The sequence below is a fragment of the Paenibacillus sp. 23TSA30-6 genome, from assembly GCF_014858585.1.
Classification (GTDB): Bacteria; Bacillota; Bacilli; order Paenibacillales; family Paenibacillaceae; genus Paenibacillus.
The window spans coordinates 1-15,447 of record NZ_SLTL01000039.1 but is presented as its reverse complement, the minus strand read 5'-3'; the positions used below and the strand labels follow the sequence as shown (position 1 = coordinate 15,447).

The window sequence follows — 15,447 nt, the reverse complement described above, 5'->3', positions numbered from 1 at the left end:
GTGAGAATTTATGAAGGAAAAATTAGCAAGAAACATAAGCATATACCGCAAAGAGAGAGGACTTACACAAGAAGAGCTTGCACAAATACTAGGGCTTTCTTTTCAAGCAGTATCCAAGTGGGAAAATGCTCAGTCAATGCCTGATATATCGTTACTACCTCAGCTATCAAGAACCTTAGAAGTTAACATTGACAAACTCCTTGGGTATATCTCGCAGGACAGACCGATTAGTATTTATGAGAAAGAATATAAAACACAGGAATATTACTGGGGTACTGAACCCAATAAAGTATGTTATCAGGTTTTACAATTTATGCCGCCTACTAAACATTTAAAATTGTTGGATATTGGCTGTGGCGAGGGAAAAATGCAGTGTTTTTTGCAAGAAATGGATATGATGTCACTGCATTTGACGTTAACGCGTTTAAGTGGTATTCTGGTGAGTTGCTTGCACACTATCACGACTGATTTATTAAAGACAATTCAGAAGTTGTTTTCGACTGCAATTCTTCAGGTATTCCTCACAAACATGCAATGACAAAAGTTATTGCACAAAAGGTAATCTCGTCAGGCTAAACATGCTACTATTTTAAGCACAAAAAGAGGGGCTCGCTGCCCCTCTTTACTATTTCCGCCAACACATTATACTTCCGCACTAAAAAATAAAACAGCAGTAATTCTACGATAGTATATCTCAGTAACATAAAAATTTCAGAATACAGATTGCATTATGAAACATGGAACATGCTAATTTTTTATTGTATTCTATCATCAAACATTAATTGTATTTGAATACCGAACGGGTCTTCTATAATACCGTATGCTTTGCTAAACACATTACTAGATAAAGGAACAATGATTTTCACTCGATCATCTGTAATTAAGCTATTATAAAAATGTTCAATTTCTTCTAATTCAGCACTTTGAATACATAATGAAGTGTTATTACCAACTGTATATTCTTCACTCATATTCATTGTATCTTCTGCTACCATTACTTTTGTTCTTCCGATTAATAAGACAGAGTGAGAAATATAATTCTTATTTTCCTCAGTAAGCTGTATTGAGCTGTCACGTTTTGCTATATCTTGATAGGTAACAAGTAACAATTCCTTTGCGCTAAAATGGTTTTTGTAAAAATTTATAGCTTCTTTTGCCTTTCCGTTCATTGATAAGAAAATAGCTATTTCTAAATTTGTGCTCATGGTATCAATCTCCTTTTATATCATGATTTTAGGCAGATATCTTATACATTTGATATATTACCTTGAACTCATTATCATATATAAAGGTATCAAAACATGACACCTTTATAAGGAGATTTATATGAACAAATCAGAAAGATTAAATGACATGATCAGATACTTAAACAGTCGAGAGTTCTTTAATTTAAATGACCTAATGGATAAATACAATATTTCAAAAAGTACAGCTCTACGTGATATTAGTTCATTAGAACAATTAGGTATGCCTATTTTTTCGGAACATGGCAGACATGGACGATATGGTATCTTAAAAAATAGATTGTTGTCCCCCATTATTTTTACTATGGATGAAGTGTATGCTCTGTACTTTGCCATGTTGACGTTAGAATCTTATCAATCAACACCATTTCATTTAAGTGTTAATAAACTAAATGAAAAGTTTGAACACTGTCTTTCTAAAATACAGATTAAGCAGATTCACAAAATGAAAAAAGTTCTACAATTTGAAATATATCAGCACAATAATGTTAGTCGTTTTTTAGATAAAATTCTAAAAAGCATTCTTAATGAGAGTAACTGTAAGCTTCAGTATTTAAAAAATAACCAGAAAAAAAGTTACCATGTTCAATTTTTCAAAATTTCCGCTAAGTTTGGTCAATGGTATGCTACTGGAATAGAGTTAAATACGAATAAATATAGAGTTTTCAGATGTGATCGAATAACCTTTATAGAAGAAGAGGAAATCAAATCTCATTTTTCTATAGATGAACTCATTAGTCGTTCATTAGAAATTTATCAATCTGAGAAGAGTATTGACTTCGAAGTAGAGATTTTAGAACAAGCAAAGGATATTTTTTATAAAGAACATTATCCTTCTATGAAAATAGAAAATGGTCATAAAACAGTCATTAAGGGATTCTATAATCCAGGAGAAGAGGAGTTTATAGCTAACTATTTTATGAGATATGGTAATTGTGTTATATCAGTGAAGCCTGAATCATTAAAACAAATTATTCAAGATAGAATAGAGAATCTCTTAAATCACTATCAAAAATTATAAATCAGCATGCGATCCGATCGCTTTCTTTTGTTTGCGAACCATACAAAACTGGAGGCACGAAATTATAAACTACCATCGATGCCGATGGACAAAATAGCTACATAATTCTTCGGCATCACTTGCTTTTTTTCTCCTGTTTTTTCTCTATATTCATTCGTTTCCCTATTGCGATCCGGCTATCCTTAATCCGATTCCTCGTTGCGCTGTCAATAAAATGGACACATTGAAACGAGAAATCCTTAGGCTGCATTTGCATACTGGTTCGGGGATACATAACCTAAAGAAGAATGGATTCGGACACCGTTGTAAAAGCAGGTAATACACTCGGAAAAATGCTGTGAAACGATTCAATGCAAGTCCTATTTGAACGGTCAAAATTTTAAACGCTTTGTCATATTTTATACTCATGTGGACACCTCGAATGGATTTGGTTTTATTCTCATATTCTCGCTTCTCCGTGTCCACTTTTTAGTCTAACATCACTAATAGTTTTTCCTTTACTTGAAACAAGGTATATCACTGGGTAGACGAATACAAAAAAGGGATGCTCGCATTGGGAGTATCCCTTTCTTTTACTCTTCCTGTCCATCAATCATTTTTTGACGTACTCAATAGATAAACCGTATTTTGTAAGTGAATTTACAGAAAATCTGCACGTGCTGGTGTAAATGCATCTAGCAGAATACCGCCGTCCTCCAGTGGGATACAGCCATGAAGAGTATCGGATGGAAAATGGATGCTGTCTCCTTCTTTGACGGTCTGGACTTCCTTTGTTTCGCCATTATCGATCATGAACTTAAAACTTCCCTTTATTACATAAGTGACTTGTTCATGGACATGCTTATGCAACGGGATCTCCCCTGTTTGGGCTTTAGCAAACATCACTTTGACATACATAAGTTGGTCGCTGTGGGCCAGCACTTTCCGGGTGGTATTACTGTCAACGATATCAATTTGAATATCTTGGTCGTTAAAAAACATGGATAATTCCTCCTCATTTAGAACACAAATTAGTGAGATGAGTTATTTTAAAAAACTTCATAAATCGATTTAGTTTAAAACCAGCGGAAAATAAGCCACAGTACTCCGGAAAGGGTAGTAAAGTCGGGATCAGCGAATGTCACCCCTTCGGCACCCAAAAAAGAAAAGAGCGGCAAGGTGAGGGCCGGCAGCAGACAGAGCAAGAATCCATTAAGACAACTGGAAATGACAGCCCCTCTGAAACCACCGCTGGAATTGCCGAATATCGCGGCTGCACCACCAGCGAGGAAGCAGGCCATGATCCCCGGCACAATGACAGGCAATCCGACAAGCGGGAAAAGAAAGACGCAGGCAACGCCTGTGAAGAAGCTGACCAAGAAGCCTACCAACGCGGAATTGGGTGATTTGTCGAACAGTACCAGAACATCCACACCAGGGATTGCTCCAGGTGCGAACACTTGGGAGAACCCTTTAAAAGCGGGTACAATTTCAGTCGTGAACAGCTTAACACCTGCTTTTGCGATATACAAGCCGGCAGCAAAAATAGCTGACTGTTCGAGGATGAAGACGATGTATTCTTTGCCATCAGATAATTTGCTGACATAATCAGAACCAGCAACCAGTCCGGATACCAGTAAAAGCACAAGCATCGTCAAGGTCGTTGCAACATTGGGGTCGCGCAAAAAACTGATGCGGTCATTAATTTTTACGTTTTCGGTGTCATTTTCACGGTTGCCAAAAACTTTTCCTAAATAGGTGCCGAGAATGTAAGAGGTCATGGAAGCATGAGCAATCGTATATTCATCAGATTTGATAATGTTTTTGCTGGCATTCCGGAGCAGGTAAGGGAACACTGCCATATAGCTCCCGATTACCAAAGAACCGACGATGATCGTAGTCAGCGAACTGAGACCCAGACCTTTCATAACGGCTGTAGCGGCAAAGCTCATGAACAAAATCAAGTGAAGAGACAAATAAATGTACTTGAACTTGGTCAGGCGCGCAAGCACGATGTTAAGGATCATGGAAAAGAGCAGAATGAGCGCAGCATCCGCCCCGATCTGATCAATGGTCAGTGCCATGATGGCTTCATTGCTTGGTACGACACCTTTAAGTTTGAACGCATAAGAAAAAATTTGGCTGAAGTTGGTGAGAACGCCTCCTAAAATTCCGCCGCCGACTTTGATCATGGTGAAGCCCATGAAAGAAAGGGTAGTTCCCGTAATGATCTCGGATACTTTCTTCCTCTGGAATATAAGGCCGAGTAATGTCACAATCGCGATAATGATGGATGGCTCCCTGATAATACTCATAAACATTTCCATAGTGATCTCCGACTTTCTTTTATTAATTTTCACTCTTACTAAATCGATTTAGTAATACTTGAAAAAAATTTCCCTTCCGGGAATGTAAAAAGAAGCAGAATTATTTTTGTGAATTAGATCACAATTGAATCCATAAATTATTCGTTTAAGATTCATTCCTCCCTTCTCTTAAATCGCTATCATCACTAAAATCAGGTAGATAAAGAAATGAAAAGGTATTCATGACTCGAATCATAGGATTATTATAGCTCATTATTTTCTTTTTACAATAGAATTCATAAAAACGTTTCCTAAAAGATAAAAAGACTTATTCAAATTATTCAGTTCAATTTTTGGACAGATTCTCTGTGGTTAATGGCCGGATTCAATCGGATGATTTCTGACAGCTCCTCACGACCCTGCTCTTTTTGATCGATTTTCTCCAGCAGCAGCCTCGCACTTCTTTTCCCCATTTCAAAGCTCGGCTGGGAAACGGTAGTGATCGGCGGATTATAAAAAGACGCAAAGGATACATCATCTATGCCAATCAAGGAAAAGTCATTAGGTATGGTCAGACGATTATTTTTTGCATAAATCAGCACCTGCTCCAAAATCATGTCATTCGTAGCAATAATTGCGGTGGGCGGATTCCTCATGTGAAATAGTTGTCCAATAAGATTGGGCATTTCATCCAACCTGCCGCTTTTGATATAGTTTTTATTCACTGATATGTCATGTTTGCCCAACGTATTTCGATAACCGGACAGGCGCTCACTTCGTGTGGTGATCGCTTTTTTGCCTAAGGGAAACGTGATAATGCCAATGTTGTTATGACCATGCTCAATGAGTGCTTCAACCGCAAGCTCGCTGGCTTTTTCATTATTCAGCAGCACCGTGTCTACGCTGATTTCATCGATTTTTCGGTCCACAAACACGAAAGGATAGCCATTCTTGACAAGGGAAACATATAATTTCTTGTTCTCTTCCGTCGGAAAAATGATAAGTCCATCCACTTGCCGAGCAATCATCGACTGGACATACTTTTTCTCTTTGAGCGAATCATCATCGGTATTGCAGACAATGACCTGGACATTTTCCAGTTGGCATTCATCTTCAATTGCACGCACGACTTCTGTTGTAAATCTCGATAAAATGGTTGAAGAAATAACACCCACAATAAAGGTCTTCTTCTGCTTGAGACTGCGTGCCACCTCATTGGGAATATAACTGAGATCCTCAATCGCTTGCTCGATCTTCTTCTTGGTGTTTTCACTCATATAGTTGTATCTCTTTTGCAGAAACTGTGAAACTGTGCTCTTCGACACCCCTGCACGTTCTGCAACTTCCTTCATCGTTGTGACCATGGTTAACCCCCTCTCTTTTTCTGCATGTCAGGCGTGTTGATTTTCAAATATATATATTCTGCAACCTGTGTGTAAAGTTTATTTCACTTTATTATATACCTTCTTGTACAGAAATCTTAGAAATATACGAATTTTATGAACTTGTTTGACGGAAGATTTGAACATAAAATGAGAATGTAATCGGTTACAATTTCTTTTAAATAAAGGAGGAAGCAAAAAACATGAAGAAAAAAGGGTTGAAAAAAACATTTTTCGTCATTGCCTCCCTCGTAATGGGCTTCACACTGTATGGCTACACTCCCGCTTCGGCAGATGCAGCCAGTGTGAAAGGATATTATCACACCCAAGGAAACAAGATTGTAGACGAATCCGGGAAAGAGGCGGCATTTAACGGCCTGAACTGGTTTGGTCTGGAAACTCCTAATTACACCTTGCATGGACTGTGGAGCCGCTCAATGGACGACATGCTTGATCAGGTGAAGAAAGAAGGCTACAATCTCATCCGTCTGCCTTACAGCAATCAGTTATTCGATTCCAGTTCCCGTCCAGACAGTATTGATTATCACAAAAACCCTGATCTGGTCGGATTAACTCCGATTCAAATCATGGACAAGCTGATTGAAAAAGCTGGACAACGCGGTATTCAGATTATCCTTGACCGTCACCGTCCAGGCTCAGGTGGGCAATCCGAGCTGTGGTACACATCCCAGTACCCTGAGTCTCGCTGGATTAGTGACTGGAAAATGTTAGCTGAACGTTATAAAAATAACTCAACCGTCATTGGTGCGGATTTGCACAACGAGCCACACGGTCAAGCAAGCTGGGGTACAGGCAATGCCTCCACAGACTGGCGTCTGGCGGCACAACGTGCAGGGAATGCGATTCTGTCCGTGAATCCGAATTGGCTGATTCTCGTAGAAGGTGTAGACCACAATGTACAAGGCAACAATAGCCAATACTGGTGGGGTGGCAACCTGACAGGTGTAGCCAACTATCCTGTCGTGCTGGATGTACCGAACCGTGTCGTATATTCTCCACATGATTACGGCCCTGGTGTGTCTTCGCAGCCATGGTTCAACGACCCGGCCTTCCCGTCCAACCTGCCAGCGATCTGGGATCAGACCTGGGGCTACATCAGCAAGCAAAACATCGCTCCGGTACTGGTCGGTGAATTCGGCGGTCGCAATGTTGATTTGTCTACTACTGAGGGCAAATGGCAAAATGCACTCGTAGACTATATTCGTGCCAACAACCTGTACTTTACGTACTGGTCCCTGAATCCGAATAGCGGCGACACAGGCGGTCTGCTGCTGGATGACTGGGTTACCTGGAATCGTCCGAAGCAGGATATGCTGAGCCGGATTATGAAGCCTGTAACCTTCGTAGCAGCGGAGCAAGCGAAAGCAGCAGCCGAATAAGCCTGTCGCCTGCTCCGCGGGTGTATGACAACGGCCCATCCTTTGGGCATTTGACACAGGAGGTCGAAATCAGTACGATTTCGGAAGCATGTGTTAACGAATGACCACATTTTTAGGATTGGATTCGGTGCTGATGTTTCTGGCCGTAGCACTTACTGGAGACCATTACGCCGCTGAGTGTGTAGCTTTCTGGCAGACTGCCCATGTTTTTTGCTGATTATCGTGAATTTTTGAGTAACTACGTAGTATACTCATTGTAAAAGCCGCTTTCCCTCCTTCAGGAATCAGGTCATGCCAGACCTATGGAGGGGTGAAAAGCGGTTTTTTAATGTATTTCATAATGAAGAGGTGGTGCTCACAAAATGTTTGGAATCATAAATTATGAAGTATTTTTGCTTACTGGAATCCTCCTAAATCTAATTCCTGGTGCAGACACAATGTATATAATTGGGGAAAGCATTGCACAGGGGAGAAAAGCCGGTGTGTATTCTGTTTTCGGTATCATTATTAGACTGGATGTCTTTATTCCACGCGGCTTTTCGAATCGCCAAGCCGACAGACTCCATATAATAAGTACTAGACTGATCCTAGAAATTGAAACAGCGACATCCAAGGACAAGAAAATAAAGTCCTAGACTGTCGCTGTTTCATTGAACTATCGTGTCCCGTTAGTTGGATCGACTGGCTTGTTCTTATGGGTGTATCAAACTAAATTTAGTTCAGCATATAGATTGAAACTCATCCTTTAGTATGGAGTACATTTTTAAATCCTGATGTCTCCCTTTTATGAAGAGCCCCTTTCTAATAATTCCTTCTAATGACATTTCCGCCTTTTCCATAACTCGTGCAGAACCGATATTTTCTAAATAGCATTTTGCTTGAATACGAACCAAGTCCATATTGGTAAAACCGAATTTAATAACTTTTCTTACGGCTTCCGTTGCGATACCCTTTCCCCAATAATCCGGTGATAAGGCATATCCAATTTCGGCAATTTTATGCTGTCTATCCCATGTGGCGAACTCTATTGTACCAATCAACCTACTATTTTCTTTATATTCAATACCCCAATGAACCAAGCTCTTATTATTCCACTGGATAAGTACTCGCTCAATCGCCTCTTTTGTTTCTGTGATTGTTTTGTAAGGATTCCAAGAAGCGTACTTCGGTACTTCCTCATTAGAACAGTAATAATACATATCCTCTGCATCTTCTAATGTTATCTTTCTTAGTTTAAGTCGATTGGTCTCTAAGACTGGTAGCGCATTGAACACATCTTCCATATGAACACCCACCTAGTTTTGTATACATTGGTTATAAGGAGATAAGCCTAGTCCTCCTAAGATAATATTTAAATAAATTCCAGATCGGGTCTGTGTTTTCCTTCCTGAACAAGTTCGCACTAAACTGCCCGTTAGCCATTCATGCATCCTACGTTGCACCACAGTGTATGAAAGTTTAATTCATTCTTTCATAGTAGCTTATGGGACGTAACGAGTCCAATACTTTATTTTCTTTGGACAACTGGGACTCTTTACATTTACAAGCCACAGCCCTTGGGCAACCGTCATTACGGTTTTTGTCTGGGGATTTGCCGCATTTGGCACCGTGCCCGGATTTCAGATGCGTGTGCTGGACAAAGCCAAATTCGCTCCCAATCTGGCGTCCGCACTCAATATCGGTGCTTTTAACCTCGGGGGTGCAATGGGTGCATGGCTTGGCGGGATAGTGCTGGAAAGTCCATTGGGGCTTCAATCTCTTCCCTGGGTAGCCGCTGTGGTTACACTGCTTGGCCTCATCGTCACACTATGGAGCTGGCATGGGGATGTTAAAGATAAGAACTCGAAGAAACAGGAAACCTGCGTCGTTTGATATCCCGAAAGGAGCATGTATCATGTCCAAAAAAGTAGCACTTGTCGTAGGCGCGACTGGGATTATTGGGAGTTATATTTTGGAGCATATCAGTCAATTGGAGGATTGGGACGCCATCGGGATTGCCAGAACGATTCCAGACCAGCATCCAGAACGATATGTAAGTATGGATCTGTTAAATGAGGTAGACATTCAGGAAAAATTAAGGGAGATACCAGAGGTAACTCATATCTTTTATGCAGCCTATCAGAACTTTCCGGCTCTCTCCAAAGAACTAATAGAAGTAAATACAAGTATGCTAGAGCATGTTGTAAATGCCGTGGAAGAAAAATCCGGTTCTCTGCAAAGAGTTATTTTGATGCAAGGAGCCAAGGTGTACGGTTCTCATCTGGGGAAGTTTAAAACCCCGGCCAAGGAAAGTGCTCCTCGTCACCTTCCTCCAAACTTTTACTATAATCAAGAAGATTTCTTGCGAACGCACCAAAAAGGAAAAGGATGGTCTTGGACGATACTCAGACCTGATGTGGTCGCTGGATTGTCCATAGGGAATCCGATGAACCTCGCCATGCTGATTGGGAATGTCTTCAGATGGGAACATATATGGCCCAAATTTGCCGAATGTTTCGGAATGGATACTGCCCCTGTGCAAACCATTTCATTATCTGACATGATGCCACTACAAAAGGAAACCTGGGATCCAATGGTACAAAAATATGATCTACAGCCTACCCCTTATGAAAAAGTAGCCGCTTGGCCATTTGGCGATTTAATATGGGGAAGTGAATATGATGTGATCACTGATACGACAAAAATAAAACAATTTGGTTTTCACGAAGTTGCCGACAGCGAAACCGTATTTCTCGATCTGTTCGCCCAGTTCAAAAATCAGAAACTGATCCCTTCATCATGAAAACTTAGCTCATGCTTCGTCCTAGCTGCTCGACCTTGCTCAGCCAATCGTTGCGCTGTTGATCTGTTTTCTTATTCATGAGATCAATCGCAGTAGAATGCACCGGTTTGACACCGCATAAATGCAGTGTGGAATCCTTCATCATCCGATGCCCAGGCTGACCCTGGAAAAATCGGTAATACCAGTGCGGTCCGTCCATCGTTGTGATGAGGCGGGCCGTTCTGCCTTTTAAGAGCTTATCCGGCATAGGCTTTCCTTTTTGATACTTAAACGCAAATCCCGGCATAAAGGTACGGTCAATGAAACCCTTCATTAATGCAGGCAAGCTCCCCCACCAGATCGGGAAAACGAAAACCAGATGCTCCGCCCACTTAATGGATTCCTGAGCCTTGATTAAGTCCGGTTCCAGCGGCAATTTATTGCGATATCCACCTAACAGATTAGGATTAAAGTCCAACGCGGACAACTGCAATAAACGCACCTCAGCCCCCGCAGCCTCCGCTCCTTTTACATAGGATTGAGCCAGCGCTTCTCCATAACTGCCAACGACCGGATTTCCCTGAATAACCAATATCTTTTTAGACATTCGAGCCACTTCCTACCCTCATATTTTATTTTTTTAGTTAGAAAACACTAACTTTATATTTAAAAAGAAAAGGTCACTACTGACCTTGACTTAATAAAGCGGTTAAACGTTCCTTGACCTCCGTTGCAAACGGAATAAGCTGCTGGGGCAATTCACCCTCCAGACTGGACACGGACAAGCGTGTAATGGCTCCAATAATGAGCACACCGGATAGCTGGGCATCCTGCTTGGGCAGTTCTCCGTGCCGAATCCCCTGCTCAATAAATTCGACTAACGCCTCTAGAGGCTCCCGGACATTCGAGCTTTGGCTTGCCTCCACATATAGCTCATGATGCTGTGATAACAGAAGCAGACCATACTGATCTTTATCGTGCATCACAAGCACCTCGTCCACCAATTGATGAAAACGGCTAATGAAGCTCCCGCTCTGCTTGCGATAGAAGTCAATCAACGTAGTGTAGCTGTTGCAATACTGCCCGAATACTTCCAAGGCCATCGCATCTTTACTCTTAAAATGCTTATAAATCGCGGCATCCGTCACACCGGCAGCCTCCCCGATTTCTTTGACAGAAATGCCGTCGATGCCTTTGGTCGCAAATAAGCGCATAGCTGCTTGCATAATATCCTTCTTCTTGCTATCTACATGTGTTTTCTTGTTCATAAACATATAGTAAGCGATAACTAACTAAATTGCAAATAATATTTATGCAGCTCTTCCTGTCTCCACATCACAACCTTAAAATTCATTGTTAATATCAAAAATAACATTATTTTATAAGTTAAAATGGTTAAAACATTAAACTATATGTGTATCATCTCATTTTATTAATTTAGAATAAATATGTAACCAAATAAAAAACGGATTATGATGTCACCCATGGGTACAGTTTCAGCTAAAGAAGATGGAAAAGCAACCGATTGGCATACGCTGAATTACGGCGCTCGGGCGCTTGGACAGGTGGGGCTGGTCATGCTTGAGGTACATGCAGTTACCCCGCAGGGGAAAGATTCGGGCTGCCTCAGCTTATGGAGCGACGAGCACATTGCCCCCGCTGCAAAAAGTCGTACAAGCCATCCATGATCAAGGCTCCAAAGCTGGCCTCCAGCTCTGGCACGTCGGGCGCAAAGGCTCATTGCCTCAGGAAACAGCTGTATCTGCCTCTGGTTTGCCTCACCGCGAACGGGCGACCCATGCGCTGTCCATTGAAGAAATTCATAACCTTGTGCTTGCCTTCAAGGAAGCCGCCAAGCGGGCTTCGCAAGCTGGAATAGACATCATTGAGCTACATGCGGCACACGGATATCTGATTAACGATTTTTTGTCCAAGTATACCAATCAACGGGAAGATGCATACGGTGGCTCGGAAGAGCGACGTTATCAATTTTTGCGGGAGATTATTGATGAGATTCGCTTGGTGTGGAGCGGCCCGTTGTTTGTGAGGATTTCCGCTGACGAATATAGCCCACTAGGCAATGGATTACAGGATTCCATTCAATATGCCCACTATATGAAAGCACAAGGTGTAGATTTGATCGATGTCAGCACTGGCGGTGTATTGCCGGACGTGCCGAGCGTGTATCCGGGCTATCAAGTGCCGTACTCGGAGGCCATTCGTCAGGCTGCTGATATTCCGACTGCTGCCGTAGGACTGATCACTCACGGGATTCAGGCAGAGGAAATTTTGCGTAACGGTCGGGCTGATCTGGTGGCGGTAGGACGGGAACTACTGCGTAATCCATTCTGGCCCAGACAGGCAGCCGAACAACTCGGTGTCCGCATGGAAGGACCAGCGCCATATAACCAGTTCTGGTTTTGAATAACTGTACATCGTATAGCGTGCTGTATTACGCACTGTATCGCGCCCTAAATTGGACAGTTTCCACAATGATAGGTGTACCGGAGTAAATCGTTTCTCCTTCGTCGAGATGAATCGTCACCGAAGAAGGCGTCAGGCTATACAGAGTGCTTTCTTGTATCATCCCGTTAATATACAAATTGGCATAGCTGTTACTTCCGACATTAAATAGCGGAGAAGCCTCTTGGACTCCATCAACAGAGAATTGATCCACCCTGATCGTGACCGAAGATTGAATATCATCGGGGGCAAAATAAAAATACCGTTCAGCGGTAGGAACAATTTCAATATCTGCAATGTCGAATGCTGGACCGGAAGGACCTGTTACACCCTGCACTCCCGTTGAGCCGGATACTCCCTGTGTTCCTGTCGGGCCCTGTATGCCCGTTGCACCTGTCGCTCCTGATATCCCTGCACCTACCGGGCCCGGAGTTCCAGGTGCTCCCGCTGCTCCGGGTACACCCTGCGCTCCTGCCAAACCCGGAATGCCTTGTGCACCTGTCAGTCCTGGTGGACCTTGCACACCCGGCGAGCCGGTTACGCCTTGCCCTCCTGCCAGGCCGGACTTACCCTGCTGCCCTACCGAACCCGGCATACCTTGCTTTCCCGTCAGGTTCAATCTTCTGCGCCGTTTGGCAGGAACGCTACTATGCTGCCGATGCATAGTCAGCTTCGGATGTTTTTTGAAATGTAACCTCGTCTTTCTTCGGCGTCTGAATTTAAAACTTGCTGTACATTTTTTACGTCTGATGGATCTGTAAAGTACGGTTCGCTTTCCATGCCTTCTTCGTGATGAAGCGCGTTTGCCCATACCAGCCGTTTACACCTCCTTTTCTCACCTCTATGATATTGTATGCACATTACCCTGTAGGGTTTTGGGCATTTGCAGTAGTCCGTTATTAGTGAACCGCTTCCATCTATATTTGCAGTAAAATGAGGCTTCCTTCATCCACCCTAATTGTTAACATAAAGGTTAATATGCCGTTTCCGAATCTGGATCACACTCATTTATTGATTATGAGCCATTGCATGGTTCAAACCATCCAAGAAAGGAGATGAGCCCTATGCCAATTATAAAACCTGTGTATACAGCAGTAGCTACTGCCCCCGTAGCCTCTGGTGGTGCCGTAACTACGACCATTACCCCAGCCGTGACTCGTTTTTTTGCAACGATTACAGCCGGGATGATCGGAGCTACAACAACAACCGTTCCTGCTGCAAGCTTTGTAGATGACGCTGACGCTCCAGTAGTTGCTTTGCCAACATTAACAGCTACGGATTCTTCTAATTATTATATTAACGGAGTTATTCAGCAGAGCTCCTTATTCACCCTAAGCACAGCAAGTCTGGTCATTGCCTCCGTGGATATTACACCGGGTGTTCCAGTTGTCATAGAAATATCAGACTTTAGCGGCACGACCTCCACCATCACAACACAGCCTACCATCTCTGCTCCTACCGTCACTATTATCACTTAAGCTATTCCACTATTTAGATTGAAGCTGGACTGAGCAATCAAGCATACTGTTCACTACCCCGAATAAACCATAAAAGACCGGTTCAGATATATCTGAACCGGTCTTTTATGCTCAAGATGATTGTATAATCGTATTCAAACAACCCGGTATCAAATGATTAAGGCAAAATAGCAAACGAACGCACCGGAAATCCGGGGGAATCCTGAATGCTCGGTACGATATTATAAATGACAGCACCCGTCGGAGGCAGCTTGTCTAAATTCGTCAGCACCTCAACCTGATAACGATCCTGTTCCAATATGTAATATTCCCCTACCAGCTTGCCTGCTTTGCGATAAGCCACGGAGGAATCGGTATCCAGCGTTTCATGTCCGATGGCAGCAACATTCCGCTCTTCTACCAAAAAGCGCAACGCTTCCAGTGACCAGCCCGGGCAGTGTGCGTCTCCCGTAGCATCCTTGTTCGAAAAGGCCTCCGAATCAGGCCAACGCTTGTTCCAATCACTGCGAAAGGCTACAAAAGCTTGATCGACAATTCGTCCATGCTCCTTCTCAAAAGCCACAATGTCGGCAACCGTAAGCTCATAGTCGGGATTAGCGGCTACGGCTACTGAACGGTCAATAACGACCAGCGGCAGAACCAGCTCCTTCAAGGAAAGCTCATGCAAATATCGTTTGCCCTTCACAAAATGAACTGGTGCGTCAATATGCGTGCCATACTGCCCCGGAAAACAGTATTGCTTCACAAAAAAACCATCGTCATGAGTAAACAGCGTGTCAACCTGAACATTATCGAATACCGGAAAATGAGGAATTTCAGGATAAAAGGCGTGGGACAAATCCACCCATTCTTTTTGCTTTAATAACTTCAAGATATCTGCTAAGTGCTCTGCCATGATGCCCATTCCTCCTCAGCTATATTATAAGAATTGTTTTGATATTTATTGTACGTTAACATTCCATTTGTTGATATTGATAGAGCCGCTACCGTCGAAAATTTCAGTACCGAATTCCACGCTGCTGACGAATTTCGCGTTACTCATCCATTTTTTCGTATAGATCATATAGTCGGTAAAATTTTTGATATTGAACGACGCGCTATTCGTATTGGACTTTCTCACAAAGGAAAACACGTTCCAGCCCTTACCACTGCCTGCATCAATCCAGCCTTTGTACACATCCCAGTTGCTTCCCGCAAGGGAGACGGTTTCCACATAAGTTCCAGCCGGACCGGCATTCGTATTATTCAGCCAAATCATCAATTCATCGGTCGGAGTTGAGTCCCAGCTCGCTTTGTCTGTTTCGTGGAACCACACATCATAAGCAGCGTTGTAGGTCCCGTTAGAATTCCTGTAGAATGAATAATTTGGCCTTTGCACAAAAACGAGCGCCTCGGTACGATGGGGTTGCACAC

General features: G+C 42.6%; 16 protein-coding genes and 3 pseudogenes. 8 read left to right on the top strand and 11 right to left on the bottom strand.

Annotated features, from left to right (window positions below; genetic code table 11):
• Positions 1–10 precede the first annotated feature (10 nt).
• Positions 11–576, top strand: a pseudogene (locus tag E0698_RS23780) (helix-turn-helix domain-containing protein).
• 179 nt (positions 577–755) lie between these two features.
• Here E0698_RS23780 and E0698_RS23775 read toward each other — a convergent pair.
• Positions 756–1,205: a VOC family protein gene (locus tag E0698_RS23775; RefSeq protein ID WP_192513113.1), complete on the bottom strand. Its 450-nt coding sequence runs from the start codon at positions 1,203–1,205 to the stop codon at positions 756–758.
• 121 nt (positions 1,206–1,326) lie between these two features.
• Here E0698_RS23775 and E0698_RS23770 point away from each other — a divergent pair, with 121 nt between their 5' ends.
• Positions 1,327–2,265 carry a helix-turn-helix transcriptional regulator gene (locus tag E0698_RS23770; RefSeq protein WP_192513112.1) on the top strand — a complete coding sequence of 313 codons (939 nt, stop codon included), beginning with the start codon at positions 1,327–1,329 and terminating at the stop codon, positions 2,263–2,265.
• Between the two features lie 239 nt (positions 2,266–2,504).
• Here the strand turns inward: E0698_RS23770 and E0698_RS27755 are convergent, their stop codons facing one another.
• From E0698_RS27755 to E0698_RS23755, 4 genes are all read right to left on the bottom strand, one after another.
• Positions 2,505–2,585 (bottom strand): hypothetical protein, encoded by an 81-nt coding sequence (locus tag E0698_RS27755; protein ID WP_431091390.1) that lies wholly within the window; start codon positions 2,583–2,585, stop codon positions 2,505–2,507.
• Positions 2,586–2,904: 319 nt separating this feature from the next.
• Positions 2,905–3,246: a cupin domain-containing protein gene (locus tag E0698_RS23765; protein ID WP_149093768.1), complete on the bottom strand. Its 342-nt coding sequence runs from the start codon at positions 3,244–3,246 to the stop codon at positions 2,905–2,907.
• A 74-nt stretch (positions 3,247–3,320) separates the two neighbouring features.
• On the bottom strand, positions 3,321–4,571 hold the full coding sequence (locus tag E0698_RS23760) for a PTS ascorbate transporter subunit IIC (protein WP_044648863.1): 1,251 nt from the start codon (positions 4,569–4,571) through the stop codon (positions 3,321–3,323).
• Between the two features lie 320 nt (positions 4,572–4,891).
• Positions 4,892–5,914: a substrate-binding domain-containing protein gene (locus E0698_RS23755; protein WP_192513111.1), complete on the bottom strand. Its 1,023-nt coding sequence runs from the start codon at positions 5,912–5,914 to the stop codon at positions 4,892–4,894.
• A 221-nt stretch (positions 5,915–6,135) separates the two neighbouring features.
• Here E0698_RS23755 and E0698_RS23750 point away from each other — a divergent pair, with 221 nt between their 5' ends.
• Positions 6,136–7,332 carry a glycoside hydrolase family 5 protein gene (locus E0698_RS23750; RefSeq protein WP_192513110.1) on the top strand — a complete coding sequence of 399 codons (1,197 nt, stop codon included), beginning with the start codon at positions 6,136–6,138 and terminating at the stop codon, positions 7,330–7,332.
• A gap of 362 nt (positions 7,333–7,694) precedes the next feature.
• A pseudogene (locus E0698_RS23745) lies at positions 7,695–7,838 on the top strand (LysE family translocator); the annotation flags it as partial.
• 213 nt (positions 7,839–8,051) lie between these two features.
• Here E0698_RS23745 and E0698_RS23740 read toward each other — a convergent pair.
• Positions 8,052–8,615: a GNAT family N-acetyltransferase gene (locus tag E0698_RS23740; protein ID WP_134913231.1), complete on the bottom strand. Its 564-nt coding sequence runs from the start codon at positions 8,613–8,615 to the stop codon at positions 8,052–8,054.
• A 325-nt stretch (positions 8,616–8,940) separates the two neighbouring features.
• On the opposite strand from E0698_RS23740, the gene E0698_RS23735 reads away from it, so the two are divergent.
• Entirely contained in the window at positions 8,941–9,204 is a 264-nt protein-coding gene (locus E0698_RS23735) for an MFS transporter (protein WP_134913230.1), read from the top strand.
• A 22-nt stretch (positions 9,205–9,226) separates the two neighbouring features.
• Positions 9,227–10,114, top strand: coding sequence for an NAD-dependent epimerase/dehydratase family protein (locus tag E0698_RS23730; RefSeq protein WP_192513109.1), 888 nt, complete (start codon positions 9,227–9,229; stop codon positions 10,112–10,114).
• Positions 10,115–10,118: 4 nt separating this feature from the next.
• Here E0698_RS23730 and E0698_RS23725 read toward each other — a convergent pair whose 3' ends face one another.
• On the bottom strand, positions 10,119–10,700 hold the full coding sequence (locus E0698_RS23725) for an NAD(P)H-dependent oxidoreductase (protein WP_134913229.1): 582 nt from the start codon (positions 10,698–10,700) through the stop codon (positions 10,119–10,121).
• Positions 10,701–10,776: 76 nt separating this feature from the next.
• Entirely contained in the window at positions 10,777–11,361 is a 585-nt protein-coding gene (locus E0698_RS23720) for a TetR/AcrR family transcriptional regulator (protein ID WP_134913228.1), read from the bottom strand.
• A 204-nt stretch (positions 11,362–11,565) separates the two neighbouring features.
• On the opposite strand from E0698_RS23720, the pseudogene E0698_RS23715 reads away from it, so the two are divergent.
• Positions 11,566–12,517: pseudogene (locus E0698_RS23715) on the top strand (oxidoreductase).
• A gap of 28 nt (positions 12,518–12,545) precedes the next feature.
• On the opposite strand, the gene E0698_RS23710 reads toward E0698_RS23715, so the two are convergent.
• Complete coding sequence (locus tag E0698_RS23710) at positions 12,546–13,220, bottom strand: DUF4183 domain-containing protein (RefSeq protein ID WP_223264061.1); 675 nt, start codon at positions 13,218–13,220, stop codon at positions 12,546–12,548.
• Positions 13,221–13,620: 400 nt separating this feature from the next.
• Here E0698_RS23710 and E0698_RS23705 point away from each other — a divergent pair, with 400 nt between their 5' ends.
• Positions 13,621–14,034 (top strand): DUF4183 domain-containing protein, encoded by a 414-nt coding sequence (locus E0698_RS23705; RefSeq protein WP_134913226.1) that lies wholly within the window; start codon positions 13,621–13,623, stop codon positions 14,032–14,034.
• 157 nt (positions 14,035–14,191) lie between these two features.
• Here E0698_RS23705 and E0698_RS23700 read toward each other — a convergent pair whose 3' ends face one another.
• Both E0698_RS23700 and E0698_RS23695 read right to left on the bottom strand, forming a co-directional pair.
• Positions 14,192–14,929: a cyclase family protein gene (locus tag E0698_RS23700; protein ID WP_192513108.1), complete on the bottom strand. Its 738-nt coding sequence runs from the start codon at positions 14,927–14,929 to the stop codon at positions 14,192–14,194.
• 45 nt (positions 14,930–14,974) lie between these two features.
• A partial coding sequence (locus tag E0698_RS23695; protein ID WP_443146923.1) for a GH12 family glycosyl hydrolase domain-containing protein occupies positions 14,975–15,447 on the bottom strand: 473 nt, incomplete at its 5' end.